Source organism: Actinoplanes subtropicus (assembly GCF_000721705.1).
Taxonomy (GTDB): domain Bacteria; phylum Actinomycetota; class Actinomycetes; order Mycobacteriales; family Micromonosporaceae; genus Actinoplanes; species Actinoplanes subtropicus.
Genome location: NZ_JOJL01000027.1, coordinates 301946 through 315927 on the forward strand (window position 1 = coordinate 301946; position 13982 = coordinate 315927).

15 protein-coding genes are annotated in these 13982 nt (G+C 73.5%); 5 read left to right on the forward strand and 10 right to left on the reverse strand.

Annotated features, from left to right (window positions below; all coding sequences use genetic code 11):
* The first annotated feature begins 23 nt into the window (after positions 1-23).
* Together ppdK and IH26_RS0134840 are read left to right on the forward strand one after the other, a co-directional pair.
* Positions 24-2630, forward strand: coding sequence for a pyruvate, phosphate dikinase (ppdK, locus tag IH26_RS0134835; protein WP_030440516.1), 2607 nt, complete (start codon positions 24-26; stop codon positions 2628-2630).
* The gene (locus IH26_RS0134840; RefSeq protein WP_051809076.1) at positions 2627-2962 is read left to right on the forward strand and encodes a hypothetical protein; all 336 of its coding nucleotides are present in this window, start codon (positions 2627-2629) and stop codon (positions 2960-2962) included. The genes ppdK and IH26_RS0134840 overlap by 4 nt, the downstream gene beginning before the upstream one ends.
* A gap of 14 nt (positions 2963-2976) precedes the next feature.
* Here IH26_RS0134840 and IH26_RS0134845 read toward each other — a convergent pair whose 3' ends face one another.
* Positions 2977-3684 (reverse strand): VIT1/CCC1 transporter family protein, encoded by a 708-nt coding sequence (locus IH26_RS0134845; RefSeq protein WP_245665781.1) that lies wholly within the window; start codon positions 3682-3684, stop codon positions 2977-2979.
* Positions 3665-4147, reverse strand: coding sequence for a DUF2231 domain-containing protein (locus tag IH26_RS0134850; RefSeq protein WP_030440519.1), 483 nt, complete (start codon positions 4145-4147; stop codon positions 3665-3667). Before IH26_RS0134850 ends, IH26_RS0134845 begins: the two co-directional genes overlap by 20 nt.
* 65 nt (positions 4148-4212) lie before the next feature.
* Between IH26_RS0134850 and IH26_RS0134855 the strand changes: the two genes are divergently transcribed.
* Positions 4213-4872 carry a response regulator transcription factor gene (locus IH26_RS0134855; protein WP_245665782.1) on the forward strand — a complete coding sequence of 220 codons (660 nt, stop codon included), beginning with the start codon at positions 4213-4215 and terminating at the stop codon, positions 4870-4872.
* The gene (locus tag IH26_RS0134860) at positions 4869-6089 is read left to right on the forward strand and encodes a sensor histidine kinase (RefSeq protein WP_030440521.1); all 1221 of its coding nucleotides are present in this window, start codon (positions 4869-4871) and stop codon (positions 6087-6089) included. Before IH26_RS0134855 ends, IH26_RS0134860 begins: the two co-directional genes overlap by 4 nt.
* A 6-nt stretch (positions 6090-6095) precedes the next feature.
* On the opposite strand, the gene IH26_RS0134865 is transcribed toward IH26_RS0134860, so the two are convergent.
* From IH26_RS0134865 to IH26_RS0134880, 4 genes are all read right to left on the reverse strand, one after another.
* Positions 6096-6710, reverse strand: coding sequence for a sensor histidine kinase (locus IH26_RS0134865; RefSeq protein ID WP_030440522.1), 615 nt, complete (start codon positions 6708-6710; stop codon positions 6096-6098).
* Position 6711: 1 nt separating this feature from the next.
* Complete coding sequence (locus tag IH26_RS0134870) at positions 6712-7356, reverse strand: response regulator (RefSeq protein ID WP_030440523.1); 645 nt, start codon at positions 7354-7356, stop codon at positions 6712-6714.
* Positions 7357-7711: 355 nt separating this feature from the next.
* Positions 7712-8647 carry a universal stress protein gene (locus IH26_RS0134875; RefSeq protein WP_084599318.1) on the reverse strand — a complete coding sequence of 312 codons (936 nt, stop codon included), beginning with the start codon at positions 8645-8647 and terminating at the stop codon, positions 7712-7714.
* Between the two features lie 68 nt (positions 8648-8715).
* The gene (locus IH26_RS0134880; protein WP_051809080.1) at positions 8716-8991 is read right to left on the reverse strand and encodes a hypothetical protein; all 276 of its coding nucleotides are present in this window, start codon (positions 8989-8991) and stop codon (positions 8716-8718) included.
* 147 nt (positions 8992-9138) lie between these two features.
* On the opposite strand from IH26_RS0134880, the gene IH26_RS0134885 reads away from it, so the two are divergent.
* Positions 9139-11022: a cation-translocating P-type ATPase gene (locus IH26_RS0134885; protein ID WP_245665784.1), complete on the forward strand. Its 1884-nt coding sequence runs from the start codon at positions 9139-9141 to the stop codon at positions 11020-11022.
* Positions 11023-11232: 210 nt separating this feature from the next.
* On the opposite strand, the gene IH26_RS0134890 is transcribed toward IH26_RS0134885, so the two are convergent.
* Genes IH26_RS0134890 through IH26_RS64295 form a run of 4 tightly spaced genes read right to left on the reverse strand, consistent with a single transcriptional unit; the run spans position 11233 to position 13847 of the window.
* On the reverse strand, positions 11233-11841 hold the full coding sequence (locus IH26_RS0134890; RefSeq protein WP_030440527.1) for a CBS domain-containing protein: 609 nt from the start codon (positions 11839-11841) through the stop codon (positions 11233-11235).
* 4 nt (positions 11842-11845) lie between these two features.
* Entirely contained in the window at positions 11846-12859 is a 1014-nt protein-coding gene (gap, locus tag IH26_RS0134895) for a type I glyceraldehyde-3-phosphate dehydrogenase (RefSeq protein ID WP_030440528.1), read from the reverse strand.
* A gap of 29 nt (positions 12860-12888) precedes the next feature.
* Positions 12889-13287, reverse strand: a complete 399-nt coding sequence (locus IH26_RS64290; protein ID WP_030440529.1) for a cation transporting ATPase C-terminal domain-containing protein — start codon at positions 13285-13287, stop codon at positions 12889-12891.
* On the reverse strand, positions 13266-13847 hold the full coding sequence (locus tag IH26_RS64295) for an HAD-IC family P-type ATPase (RefSeq protein ID WP_157437542.1): 582 nt from the start codon (positions 13845-13847) through the stop codon (positions 13266-13268). Before IH26_RS64295 ends, IH26_RS64290 begins: the two co-directional genes overlap by 22 nt.
* Between the last annotated feature and the right edge of the window lie 135 nt (positions 13848-13982).

The window sequence follows — 13982 nt, forward strand, 5'->3', positions numbered from 1 at the left end:
ACCAACAAAGGGAGGAGGTAGTGATGGCCATGTACGTGTACGACTTCATCGAGGGCAACAAGGACCTCAAGGACCTGCTCGGCGGCAAGGGCGCGAACCTCGCCGAGATGACCCGGATGGGCCTGCCGGTCCCGCCCGGATTCACGATCACGACCGAGGCGTGCCGGGAGTACCTGCGCACGAACTCGGTGCCGGCCGGGCTGCTCGCCGAGGTGGAGCACCACCTGCGGCAGATGCAGGCGCGCATCGGGCGCACCTTCGGCGACCCCCGCGACCCGCTGCTGTTGTCGGTCCGCTCGGGCGCCAAGTTCTCGATGCCCGGGATGATGGAGACGATCCTCGACATCGGCCTGAACGACGCGACCGTGTCCGGGCTGGCGAAGCAGAGTGGCGACGACCGGTTCGCCTGGGACTCCTACCGCCGGCTGATCCAGATGTTCGGCCGGACGGTGTTCGACATCCCGGCCGGCGAGTTCGAGGGCGGCGACGACCCGCGGGAGCTGGTCGAGGCGTACAAGAAGGTCTTCCAGGCCCACACCGGCCGCGAGTTCCCGCAGGCCGTGCACGAGCAATTGTTCCTCGCGATCAATGCCGTGTTCCGGTCGTGGAACGCCGAGCGGGCGGTCCTCTACCGGCGGCAGGAGCGGATCCCGCAGGACCTGGGCACCGCGGTCAACGTGATGGCCATGGTCTTCGGCAACCGGGGCGAGGACTCGGGAACCGGGGTGGCCTTCACCCGCGACCCGGCCACCGGGCGGCGCGGCAGCTACGGCGACTACCTGCGCAATGCGCAGGGCGAGGACGTCGTGGCCGGCATCCGCAACACCATGAGCCTGGCCGAACTGGCCACCGTCGACCCGGCGAGCTACGGGCAGTTGCTGTCCATCATGCAGCGGCTGGAGCAGCGCTACCGGGACCTGTGCGACATCGAGTTCACCATCGAGAACGGCAAGCTGTGGATGCTGCAGACCCGGGTCGGCAAGCGCACCCCGGCCGCCGCGTTCGTGATCGCCGCGCAGCTGGTCGACGAGGGCACCATCACCCTGGACGAGGCGCTGCACCGGGTCACCGGCGAACAACTCGCCCAGCTGATGTTCCCCAGCTTCGACGACGCCACCGCTCCCCCGCCGCTGACCACCGGTGTGCCCGCGTCACCGGGCGCCGCGGTGGGCGCGATCGTCTTCGACTCCGCCGCCGCGGCCGCCGCGACCGGCCCGGTCATCCTGGTGCGCCGGGAGACCAACCCGGACGACCTGCCCGGCATGATCGCCGCGCAGGGCATTCTGACCAGTCGCGGCGGCAAGACCTCGCACGCCGCGGTCGTGGCCCGGGGCATGGGCAAGACCTGCGTCTGCGGCGCCGAGGAACTCCGGCTCGACGGCGACACGCTGGTCGTGGGCGGCCGGACGTTGCACGCCGGCGACATCATCTCGATCGACGGCACGAACGGGCGCGTCTACGCCGGCGAGGTGCCGGTGCACCCGTCCAAGGTGGTGCGCTACTTCGAGGGCCAGCTGACCGCGCACGGCGACCCGCTGCTGTCCGCGATCGAGCGCCTGATGATCCACGCCGACCACACCGCCCGGCTCGACGTGCACGCGAACGCCGACAACGGGCCCGACGCGGCCCGCGCCCGGCGGTTCGGCGCGACGGGCGTGGGACTCTGCCGCACCGAGCACATGTTCCTCGGCGACCGGCGGGTGCTGGTCGAGCGGCTGATCCTGGCCGAGAACGACAACGATCGGGACGCGGCCCTGGCCGGGCTGCTTCCGTTGCAGCGCAAGGACTTCGAGGAGCTGTTCACGGCGATGGACGGGCTGCCGGTCACGATCCGGCTCATCGACCCGCCGCTGCACGAGTTCCTGCCCTCCCTGGAGGAGCTGACCGCGCGGGTCGCCCGGGCCGAGGCGCTGGGCGAGGACCCCGGGCGGGACGGCGTGCTGCTCGCCGCGGTACGCCGGATGCACGAGCAGAACCCGATGCTGGGGCTGCGCGGCGTACGGCTGGGCTTGGTTGTTCCGGGTTTGTTCGCCATGCAGGTGCGCGCGGTCGCCGAGGCCGCCGCGGCCCGCAAGGCCGCCGGCGGCGATCCCCGGCCGGAGATCATGGTTCCGCTGGTCGGAGCAATTCAGGAGCTCGAGATCGTACGGGCGGAAGCCGAGTCGGTCCTGGCCTCGGTGCCCGGCGCCCCGCCGATCCGGATCGGCACGATGATCGAGGTCCCGCGCGCGGCGCTGACCGCCGGGCAGATCGCGGGCGCGGCGGAGTTCTTCTCCTTCGGCACCAACGACCTGACCCAGATGACCTGGGGCTTCTCCCGGGACGACGTGGAGGGCGCGTTCTTCGGCCGCTACCTGGAGCTGGGCGTCTTCGCGGCATCGCCGTTCGAGTCGATCGACGCGGACGGCGTCGGCGAGCTGGTCCGGATCGCGGTCGCACGCGGCCGCGCGGTCCGGCCGGAGCTGACCGTGGGCGTCTGCGGCGAGCACGGCGGCGACCCCGCCTCGGTGCGCTTCTTCCACGACGCGGGCCTGGACTACGTGTCCTGCTCGCCGTTCCGGGTGCCGATCGCCCGGCTGGAGGCCGGCCGCGCGGCCCTGACCGGGGCAACCGGCTCGGACAGCCGATGACCGGCGAGATCACCGTCGTACCCGTGCTGGACGGCGACCGCCAGGTCGGCGCCTGGATAGTAGGGCCGGACTCGGCGACCTACCGCCCGGTCGTCGACGTCACCCGGCTGGCCGGCGCCGCCCTGGCCACGGCGGCCGCGGTCACGATCGCGGCCACCGCCGTGGTCGCCGCCACCCGGCGGCGGACGGCGATCGGCCGGGTCACGATGGGGCCCGGCGGGTGGGTCAGCGTCAAGCGCGCCGCTTGTCCGCCGCTGTGCGACGGCTCCCCGCGGCCGTGGTGGGCACGCCTGCTCGGCGCGCACCGCCTGGTCGTCCGGTCCCGGCCGTGAGCGGAGTCCCCGGATCAGCCGACGGCGGTGCCGACCAGCGCGCCGATCCCGTACGTCACGGCCATCGCGGCGGCGCCGCCGAGCACCAGGCGCAGCACCGCGCGGCCCGCCCGGGCGCCGCCCAGGCGAGCGCTCAGATACCCGGTCGCGGCCAGCGCGGCGACCACCACGACGAAGGTGACCGGGACCCGGGCCCCCGGCGGCGGCAGCAGGATCGCCACCAGCGGCAGCACCGACCCGGTGGTGAACGCCACCGCGGACGCCCCGGCGGCCTGCCACGGATTCGTCAGCTCGTCCGGGTCGATACGCAGTTCCGCATCGGCGTGCGCGGCGAAGGCATCCTTCTCGGTCAGTTCCCGGGCCACCTGCCGGGCGGTCGCCTCGCTCAGCCCCTTCGCCCGGTACAGCCCGGTGAGCTCCTCGAACTCCTGCTCGGGGAACTCGGCCAGCTCGCCGCGCTCCTTCTCCAGCAGCGCCCGCTCGGTGTCGCGCTGGCTGCTGACCGACACGTACTCGCCCAGCGCCATCGAGACCGCGCCGGCGACCAGCCCGGCTATCCCCGCGGTGAGGATCGGACCGGTCGCGGTGGTGGCGCCGGCCACACCCACGACGAGGCCGGCGGTCGACACGATGCCGTCGTTCGCGCCCAGCACCCCGGCGCGCAACCAGTTCAGCCGGCCGGAGACGCCGGCGTCGTGCGGTTCATCGGGGTGGTTGCTCACCGGACTCATTCTGGCTCACGCTGCTGCTCCACGCCGCCTTGGCCCCGGAGTCGCCGATCCGGTAGATGCCGTACACCCCGGCCGCGCCGATGGCCAGCGACAACACCGCCACGATGCCGGTCACCACGGTGGACATCGCTTGCGTCCGCCGCTGGAGCCACCAGATGACCACGGCCAGCGCGGCGATCGGGATCGCGTAGAAGATCGCGCTGTCGCCCAGCTCGGTGTGCTGGTGCAGGGTCGCGGATTCCGGCACCCGGCGCTCCAGCCACTCGCCTGCGCTGGTGGTCAGCGGCACCAGCAGCACCACCAGCACGGACAGGATCGCGTTCGGCCCGGCCAGCCGGCGCCGGATCGCCGGCGAGAGGGCGGTGAGCACGAGCAGCAGCGCGGACAGCGGGAGGAGCACGACGATCGCGTGCACCAGCAGGACATGGGCCGGCAGCCCGTTGACGGTGTTCATGCCGCAGAAGGTTAGGGACGGGAATCTTGGAGTTTTCCCATCGACGGCCCGCATACTTGGTGCCCGTGGCGTACCTGCTGGTCGTGGAGGACGACCGTGAGCTGGGCGAGCTGCTGCTTCGGGTGTTCGGCGGGGCCGGTTACACCGCCGACCTGGCCCCCGACGGCCAGGCCGGGCTGCATCGGGCCCTCACCCGCCGCTACGACCTGCTGATCATCGACCGGGGGCTGCCCGCCATCGAGGGCCTCGACCTGCTGGCCCGGCTGCGGCGCAGCGGGGTGCCGGCGCCCGCGCTCATCCTCACCGCGCTCGGCACGGTCGCCGACCGGGTCGCCGGGCTCGACGGCGGCGCCGAGGACTACCTGGTCAAGCCGTTCGAGCTGGACGAGTTGCTGGCCCGGGTCCGCGTGCTGCTGCGCCGCCCGGCCGCGCCCGCCGGACACGTGCTGCCGGTCGGCGGCGCCGAGTTCGACCTGATCACCCGGACGGTCACCGGCGGGGACGGCGAGCCGGTCACGCTCTCCGGCCGGGAGAGCGACCTGCTGCGCCTGCTCGCCGAGAACCCGGCCCGGGTGTTCACCCGGCGCGAGATCGTCGCCACCGTCTTCCCCGAGTCGACCACCGAGACCCTGGCCGACACGTACGTGCACTACCTGCGCCGCAAGCTCGGCCCGGCGGTGATCGCCACCGTGCGCGGCGCCGGCTATCAGCTCGGCCGCCGGTGAACCGCCCCGGCCCCGACCGGGAGTTGCTGCGCCGCGCCCGCCGGACCCTGGCCGTCCGCAACACCGTGGCGATCGCCCTGATCCTGCTCTTCGTCGGCGCCGTCGCCCTGCTCGTCGTCCAGCGCGAGGAGCGCTCGGCCCTGGCCGCGTCGGTCCGGCAGACCGCGGCCACCGAGGACGACGTGATCGACCCGCCGGAACACAGCTGGATCTTCCGGCTGGACGCCGCCGGGCGGCTCACCGCGACCCGGAACGCCCCCGCCGGTTTCCCCGACCGCGCGGCCCTCGACCGGGTCCGCGCCGGCGGCCCGGCCGAGGAGGCTCAGAGCGGCGACTACCTCGTGGTCACCCGCCGGCGCGGCGCGACCACCGTGCAGGTCGTCGGCAGTCTCGCCGCCGAATACGCGGAGACGCGACGCCTGCTCGCCGCGCTCGGCGCCGCCGAACTCCTCGGCCTGGCGGCGGCCGCCCTGGCCGGCTGGCTGCTCGCCGGCCGGGCCACCGCCCCGCTCGGCGAGGCCCTGGCCCGGCAACGCCGGTTCGTCGCCGACGCCAGCCACGAGCTGCGCACGCCGATCGCCCAGCTGCACACCCGGGCCCAGCTGCTCGACCAGGACCTGCGCTCCGGCGCCGGCGGCGCGGACCTCGCGCCCGACGTCCGCCGGCTGGTGGCCGGCACCCGGCAGCTCGGCGAGATCGTCGAGGACCTGCTGCTCTCCACGCACCTGGCCGGCCGGGCGGAGACGGCCACCGAGGTCGACCTCGGGGTGCTCGCCGACGGCGTCGCCGGCGGCTTCCAGGAGCGGGCCCGCGCCCACGACATCGCCCTCGAGACCCGCACCGACCCCGACAAACCCTCGATCGTGTACGGCCGGGAGCCCGCCCTCCGCCGGGTGCTGACCGCGCTGATCGACAACGCGCTCAGCCACACGCCGGACGGCGGGCGCATCACCGTGGAGCTCGACCGGCTCGACGACCCCGACGAGGTCCGGCTGGCTGTCCGGGACAGCGGCGCCGGCTTCGCCCCCGAGGACGCCGAGCGGCTGTTCGAACGGTTCGCTCGCGGGCACGACGACCACCGGCGCTTCGGCCTGGGACTCGCCCTCGCCCGGGAGGTGGTCACCGGGCACGGCGGCACCATCGAGGCGGCGAATCTCCCGGGCGGCGGAGCGGCCTTCGTCATCCGGCTTCCGGCCCGCCGGCCCGGTACGACGTGACGAGGATCAGATCGGCACGGACCATTTCAGGCACGTGCCGGACGGGGTGTTCGGGCCGAGCGTGAAGGTGCCGCCGCGGTGCTCGGCGCGGTGACGCAGGTTCGCCGTGCCGCTGCTGCGGGTGCTGGCGCCCAGGCCGACGCCGTCGTCGCACACCTGCATCGTGAGGCGGCCCGGACCGTCGGAGTCGCCGGATTCGACGATCAGGTCGACCTCGACCCGGCCGGCCCGGGCGTGCCGGGCGACGTTGCTGAGGCTCTCGCGCAGCACGGCGGTGAGGTCGTCGACGACGTCGCCGGCATCGGCCAGGAGGGTGTCCACCGGTCCGCTGAAGCGCAGCGCGGGCGTGCAGCCGAGCGGGCCGGCCGACTCGGTGACCAGCTCGAGGACGCGGGCGCGCAGTCCCTGCGGGCCCTTGGCCGCGGCGTGCTGGATGGCGAAGATCGTGCTACGGATCTGGGCGATCGTGTCGTCGAGGTCGTCGATCACCGCGGCGACGCGGGGCGCCACCGGGTGTCCGCCCATCCGCGCGGCAGCGCCCTGCAACGCCAGGCCGGCGGCGAACAGCCGCTGAATGATGTGGTCGTGCAGGTCGGCCGCGATCCGGTCGCGCTCGTTCATGTCAGGTGTGCGGGTGTTCGCCGAGCAGGCGGGTGGCCAGGACGGCCGCCTGGGTGCGGCGCTCCAGGCCGAGTTTGGCGAGCAGGCTGGAGACGTAGTTCTTCACCGTCTTCTCGGCCAGGAACATCCGGCCGGCGATCTCCCGGTTGGTCAGGCCCTCGGCGATGAATTCCAGGATCCGCCGCTCCTGGTCGGTCAGGCCGGCCAGCTCGCGCGGCTGCTCGACGCCGTGCCGGATCCGCTCCAGCACCCGCTGGGTCACCGCCGGATCGAGCAACGACTGCCCCTCCGCCACCCGGTGCACCGCGTCGACCAGGTCGGTGCCGCGGATCTGCTTGAGCACGTACCCGGCGGCGCCGGCCATGATCGCGGCGAACAGGGCCTCGTCATCCTCGTACGAGGTCAGAATCAGGCCTTTGATCGTCGAATCGATCGCCCGCACGTCCCGGCACACGTCGATGCCGTTGCCGTCCGGCAGCCGGGCATCCAGGATCATCACATCGGGCCGGAAGGCCGGGATACGGCGGGCCGCCTCCTGAGCCGAGCCGGACTCGCCGACGACCTCGATGTCACCGTCGGCCTCGAGCAGGTCGACCAGGCCGCGGCGGACCACCTCGTGGTCGTCGAGAAGAAAAACTCGGATCATTTCCTATTCCTACCGCCACCGGCGTCCCGGCCGAAGGGCCGAAAGTCCCCTCCGGCCGGGACGACGCCCGATCAGGAGGTGATCCGCGCCGGCTTGTGGGTGAACTGCTCGATGTCGGCGGCGGTCACGTCCAGCAGATGATAGGCGAGATCCTCCTGCCTCCATCCCGGATGGCACCCGGGCCGGGCGGCCAGGGCCGTTGGTCCCGGCGGTCCCGGCCCGGCGACCCTGACCGTCCCGGCCGGTTCGCGGGACGGTGAAGGAAAGAGCGAGAGGAGATCGTCATGAGCGCGCGGCTACGGCTGGCCCAGTGCGGTCTGAGCGCCGGCAAGAAGGCCCGGCTGCACCGCATCCTCTACAAGCACGGCCTGGGCATCGGCACTGCCCTGTTCCTGCCTACGACCACGGTCTCGGGCACCGGCCAGCCGGCCGGCACGAGCACCACCGGGCAGGTGCTGCCCCGCAGGCCGACCGGCCCGGCGCCGTAGAGCAGCTCGGCGAAGCGCCCGTGCCGGCCGATCCCGGCGACCAGCAACCGGCCACGATGCGACGCCCGGTCGATGGTGCAGGCGAGGTCCAGATCCGACACGACCAACCGATCGACGGTCACCTCGGGGTACCGCTGCGACCATTCGGTCAGCGCGTCGGTCAACCGGGCGTCGGCGGCCCGGCGTTCCTCGGCGTATCCGCCTCGCACGACCACCGGCGCCCGGCCGTCCGCCGCGCTCGGCCGGACCCACATGTGCACCGCCACCAGCCGGGCGCCCCGCTGGGCGGCCTCGGCGAACGCGTATCCGAGCGTGGCGGCCCCGGACGGGCGGGCCGACGACGCCACCACGACCGGGCCGTCGTGGCCGGCCCCGCGGTTCACCAGCAGCGGGCATTCGCTGTGGTGGGCCAGGTAGGCGGCGGTCGAGCCCCAGCTCGGCCGGGCGTACGGATCGTCGCGGTGCCCGACCACGAGCAGCTGCGCCTCGGCCGAGCAGTCGGTCAGCGTCGCGGCGGCGCCACCCTCCAGCAGTTCGGTGGCGATCGGCACGCCCGGGCCGGCGAGCGCCGCCCGCCGCCGCGTGACCTCCAGCAGCCGTACGCCGTCCGCCTTCGAGGGCACGGAATCCCGGCTCCGGAATACGCCCCGATATCGTCCTGGCCACACGTGCACGATCAGCAACGGGGCTCCGCAACGCGCCGCCTCAGCAGCGGCCAGATCGACCGTGCCGGGCGTGCTGCGCGAGCCGTCCACCCCGGCCACGACCGGCCGGTTCCGCGGTGTCGAAGCTTCGCTGCCCATGTTCGCAGGCTAGGTGTGCCACGAAGCGGCCCGGCACGGCCGGAGGACCGGTCGGGCCGGGCCGTTGGTCACGCTTCGGCCGAGCCGAGGTCGGGTGGCACCGACAGGGGATGACGATCGTCGTCCCGGGCCGCGAGCCCCTCGATCGCGTGCCGGTACTGGGTCGTGCTGATCTCCCCGGCCAGCCGCTTGGCCACGAGCACACCCTCGAGGCTCTCCGGCTCGGCGGCGTGCGGAGTGTCCGGCTCCGACGGCGCGGCGGCCTGGGCAACGGTCGGCCGGGACCACACGGTGACCAGGCAGATCGTGACGACCAGCGAGACGAACAGAATCAGGAACAACATCCTCATCACCTCCCATCGACGATGGTCGCCGAGCGATCGAGATGATCGGCAGGGACCTACGTCCCCCCGGACGACGGACTTTGGGCACTGCGGCGGCGACCTGGCCGGCCGGACGATGGAGGCGGACCCACGGAAGGGGTGAATCCCGTGACCACCACCCTCGTCCCCGCCGGCCTGAGCTCGGCGGAGGCCGCGGCCCGCCTGGCCGCCGACGGGCCCAATCTCGTCGCCAAGCCGCCGCGCCGCCGCCTGATCGCCCGGGTCGGCCGGCAACTGGCCGATCCGCTGGTCGCGCTCCTGCTGGCCTGCGCCGTGGTGACAACCATCCTGCGCGACCTGCCGGACACCGCGATCATCGTGCTGGTCGTGCTGGTCAACACCGTGATCGGCGTCGTACAGGAGGTGCGCGCGGACGCGGCGATCGCCGCCCTGGACGACCTGGCCGCGCCGACGGCGCGGGTGGTGCGGGACGGCCACGACCTGATGGTTCCGGCCGCGTCGTTGGTTCGAGGCGATTGCGTACGCCTGGAGGCCGGCGACATCGTGCCCGCCGACCTGGAGCTGACGGTGGCCGAGCGGGCGTCGTTCGACGAGTCCTCGCTGACCGGCGAGTCGGTGCCGGTGTCCCGGGCGGCCGGCGAGCCGGCCGGCTCCGGCACCGTGCTCACCGCCGGCCGCGCGACGGGTCTCGTCACCCGCACCGGCGCGGCCGGCTCGCTCGGCCGGATCGCCGCCCTGGTGGCGCACACCAAGCCGGGCCCGACCCCGCTGCAGCGCCGGCTGGCCGCGCTCGGCCGGATCCTGGGCATGGCCGCGATCGCCGTCTCCGCGGTCGTCTTCGCCCTCGGCGTGCTGGCCGGCCAGCCGGTCGTCCGGATGGCGATCACCGCGGTCAGCCTGACGGTCGCGGCCGTGCCGGAGAGCCTGCCCCCGGTGGTCACCCTGGCCCTCGCGCTCGGCGCCCGCCGGATGGCCCGCACCCGCGCCATCCCCCGCCACCTGCACGCTGTCGAGACGCTCGGCTCGGTCACCGTGATCGCGGCCGACAAGACCGGCACGCTGACCGAGAACCGGATGTCCGTGCAGCGCGCGGTGACCGCCGACGGCACGCGCTACACGATCGACGGAAGCGGCTACGGTCCGGCGGGAACGATCCGGCCGTACGTCGACAAGCAGGTGCGGCGGCTCGCGCTGGCCGGCCTGCTGTGCAACGACGCCGGCCTGATCCCGCCCGCCGGCGACGGCGACTGGGCCGCGGCCGGCGACCCGATGGAGGCCGCCCTCGTCGCGTTCGCCGCCCGGTGCGGGCTCGACCCGGACGCCGAGCGGGCCCGCGCGCCCCGGGTCGGCGAGCGCCCCTTCGACCACACGACGCTGCGGATGTCCACAGTGCACGCCCTCGACACGGGCGAGTACCTGGTCGTGGCGAAGGGCGCGCCCGAAGCGGTTCTGGACGGCGACGAGACCCTGACCGCCGCCGCCCGGGAGCTGGCCGGGGACGGCCTGCGGGTGCTCGCCGTCGCGACCGCCGTCACCGGGAGACCCGACGCCGCCCCGGCGTTCCGTCCGCTCGGCATCGTCGGGATCGGTGACCCGCTGCGGGCGGCCGCGGTGGGTGCCGCCGCGGCGTTCGAGCGGTCCGGCGTACGACTGCTCATGATCACCGGAGATCACCCCGCGACCGCCGCGAGCATCGGCAGCAAGCTGGGCATTCTCGGCCCGGGCGACGTCGTCGCCCGTAGCGACGACGGACCGCTGACCGAGCAGGACGTCGCGCATGCCCGGGTGTACGCCCGGACGCGGCCCGAACGCAAGCTCGACATCGTGGCCGCCCTGCAGGACCGCGGCGAGGTGGTGGCGATGACCGGCGACGGCGTGAACGACGCGCCCGCCCGCGAGCTGAGGCTCAGGCCAGCACGACCGGGCAACCGGAACGCCGTGCCACCGCACCGACCAGGGCGGTGGCATAGGCGTTCGTGGGCCGGGCCAGCACGGCCAGGCAGCAGGACCGGCCGGCCGCGGTCAGGGTGATCGCGGGATCGATCGCGTTCCGGACGGAGACCGTGACCGGCACCTCCGGGTACTTGCCGGACCAGCGCTCCACGAGGTCCGGAAGCTCGGCCCCGTCCACGGTGGCCACCACCCGTACGGCCACGCCACGGCCCTGCGCCTCGTCGAAGGCGAGGCGCAGGACGTCCTCGGCGGTCCGCACCGCCAGGATGCCGGCGAGGACCGGCCCGGTCATGACGGCCGGCTCGACGCCACGACGACGGCGGCGACCCCGGGGACCGTACGCGCCAGCACCGTCACGATGCCCTGCTCGGTGTCGTCGTCGAAGTCGCCGGTCACCCGGGCGACGCCGCCGTCCACCACCGCCGTCCAGCGGTGGCCGTTCGCGTACTCGTCGAGCCGGTGCTGCACCTCGGCGGTGAGCACGTCGTCGCCGCGAACCATGGCGCGCAGGATGTCGCGGCGGCTGATGATGCCGACCACGGCGCCCGCGTCGAGGACCGGCATGCTGCGTACGTCGTGCTCCAGCATCTGCTCGGCCACCTCGGCGAGGTCGGCGTCCGGCCGGGTGGTGACCGGGTACGGCGACATCACCTCGACGACCATGCCGGGCCGGTCGGCCGGGTCGGTGTCCGGCCGCCGGAGGTGCGCGGTCGGGTCGGACGGCACCCGGTGCCAGAGCAGGTCACTCTCGCTCACCATGCCGACCAGCCGGCCACCGTCGTCGATCACCGGCAGCGCGGTCACCGCCTTCGCCGTGATCAGCTGGGCGGCGCTCTCCACCGTGGTCGTCTGTTTCACGGTGTGCACCGGGCTGCTCATGACATCCTTCGCGCGCATCACGTCACCTCCGGGCCATCTGCTTCGTCAGGTCGACGAGGCGGTTGGTGTAGCCCCACTCGTTGTCGTACCAGCCGAACACCTTCACCAGCCGGCCGGAGGCCTGGGTCAGCCGGGCGTCGAAGACGCAGGAGGCCGGGTCGCCGACGATGTCGGTCGAGACCAGCGGCGCCTCGGTGTACCGGATGATCCCGGACAGCGGCCCGTCCGCGGCGGCGGCCGCCACGGCCTGGTTCACCTGGTCCACGGTGACCTCTTTGCCCAGCTGGAGGGTCAGGTCGCTGATCGAGCCGTCCACCACGGGCACCCGCAGCGCGACGCCGTCCAGCCGGCCCGCCAGCTCGGGCAGCACCAGACCCACGGCCTTCGCCGCGCCGGTGCTGGTCGGGATGATGTTCACGGCCGCGGCACGGGCCCGGCGCGGGTCCTTGTGCGGCGCGTCGAGCACGTTCTGGTCGTTGGTGTACGCGTGCACGGTGGTCAGGTAGCCGTGCTCGATCACGAACGCGTCGTGCAGCACCTTCACCAGCGGTGCGACGCAGTTGGTGGTGCAGGACGCGGCCGAGACGACCTGGTGGCGTACCGGGTCGTAGGTGTCCGCGTTGACGCCGGGCACCAGGGTCGCGTCGACGCCCTTGCCGGGTGCCGAGATCAGGACGCGGCCCGCGCCCGCCTTCAGGTGCAGCGCGGCGTCGTCGCGGGTGCGCAGCTTGCCGGTGGACTCGATGACCAAGTCGACGCCGAGGGCGCCCCAGGGCAGCGCGTCCGGCGCGCGCTCGGCGAACGTCGGGATGCTGTGCCAGCCGACGCTGAGCGCGTCGCCGTCGTGGCTGACCTCGGTGCCGAACGGCCCGAAGGTCGAGTCGTACCGGAGCAGGTGCGCCAGCGTGCCGCCGTCGTACAGGTCGTTGATGGCGACCACCTGCAGGCCCGCGTTGGCCATGTCCTTGGCCAGCAGGCGACGAAGGTAGTTGCGGCCGATCCGGCCGAAACCGTTGATGGCGATGCGATAGGTCATGGTCGTCCTCCCACAGTGGTTCCCTGCCTTCAGCCTTTCGCCGATCCGCCCCGGCGGGCAGAGCCGAAGGTCCCGGCACGGCGGGACCACCACCGGTACGCCTCGTCGGCGGCCCAGACGACGACCGGGAAGGGCAGCAGGAACGCGATCTCGGCGGGCCCGAGGGCGGCGGTGCCGAAGATCGGTTGCAGCGGCGGGAGGTAGATCAGCAAGGCCGCGAAGACCAGCTCGAACACGATGCCGGCCAGCAGCAGCCGATTGCTGAACACGCCGATCGAGCGCAGCGACGCATGGTCGGTGCGGGCCGCGAACGCCGTGCCGATCTGGCAGGCCACGATCCCGGCGAAGGTCATCGTGGTGGCCTCCCGGTAGCCGGCCCGCGACAGCGTCCAGAAGAACCCGGCCGTCACCAGCGCCGCCGAGACCACCCCGAGCAGCCCCAGGCCCGCAGCAGCAACCGCCGGTCGATGACCCCCTCCGTGGGCGAGCGCGGCGGCCGGTCCATCAGCCCCGGCTCGGCCCGCTCACGGCCCAGGGCGAGCGCGGGCAGGGTCTCGGTGCCCAGGTCGATGGCGAGGATCTGCAGCACGGTCAGCGGCAACGGCACCGCGCCGCCGGAGAGCGCGAAGATCAGGAACGGGACGACCTCGGGTACGGCGTGGGCGAAGATGTAGAGCACGAACTTGCGGACGTTGTCGAAGACCCGGCGGCCGGCTTCGACCGCCCGCACGATGGTGGCGAAGTTGTCGTCGGTGAGCACCGTGGTGGCCGCCTCGCGGGCGACGTCGGTGCCGGAGCGGCCCATCGCCACCCCGATGTCCGCGTGCCGCAGCGCCGGGGCGTCGTTGACGCCGTCCCCGGTCATCGCGACGATCTGGCCGGCCGCCCGCAGTGCCTCGCAGATGCGCAGCTTGCCCTCCGGCGACGAGCGGGCGAAGACGATCTCGCCCGGCTCGGCGAGCAGCGCGTCCAGCTCCGGCTCGGTCATCCGGTCCAGCTGCTCGCCGGTGACGATCCGCCGGGCCGCGCCGCCGACACCGACCTGCCGGGCCGCGCCGCCGAGCAGGGACTGCCCGGACGCACCAACACGATCCTGCAGACCTGCTTCTTCGCGATCTCCGGG

What these genes read in the sequence shown, in the direction of transcription:
- ppdK (WP_030440516.1), top strand. Translation starts at nt 24, where the DNA reads ATGGCCATGTACGTGTACGACTTCATCGAGGGCAACAAGGACCTCAAG.
- IH26_RS0134840 (WP_051809076.1), top strand. Translation starts at nt 2,627, where the DNA reads ATGACCGGCGAGATCACCGTCGTACCCGTGCTGGACGGCGACCGCCAG.
- IH26_RS0134850 (WP_030440519.1), bottom strand. Translation starts at nt 4,147, where the DNA reads ATGAACACCGTCAACGGGCTGCCGGCCCATGTCCTGCTGGTGCACGCG.
- IH26_RS0134865 (WP_030440522.1), bottom strand. Translation starts at nt 6,710, where the DNA reads ATGAACGAGCGCGACCGGATCGCGGCCGACCTGCACGACCACATCATT.
- IH26_RS0134870 (WP_030440523.1), bottom strand. Translation starts at nt 7,356, where the DNA reads ATGATCCGAGTTTTTCTTCTCGACGACCACGAGGTGGTCCGCCGCGGC.
- IH26_RS0134875 (WP_084599318.1), bottom strand. Translation starts at nt 8,647, where the DNA reads ATGGGCAGCGAAGCTTCGACACCGCGGAACCGGCCGGTCGTGGCCGGG.
- IH26_RS0134880 (WP_051809080.1), bottom strand. Translation starts at nt 8,991, where the DNA reads ATGTTGTTCCTGATTCTGTTCGTCTCGCTGGTCGTCACGATCTGCCTG.
- IH26_RS0134890 (WP_030440527.1), bottom strand. Translation starts at nt 11,841, where the DNA reads ATGCGCGCGAAGGATGTCATGAGCAGCCCGGTGCACACCGTGAAACAG.
- gap (WP_030440528.1), bottom strand. Translation starts at nt 12,859, where the DNA reads ATGACCTATCGCATCGCCATCAACGGTTTCGGCCGGATCGGCCGCAAC.
- IH26_RS64295 (WP_157437542.1), bottom strand. Translation starts at nt 13,847, where the DNA reads ATGACCGAGCCGGAGCTGGACGCGCTGCTCGCCGAGCCGGGCGAGATC.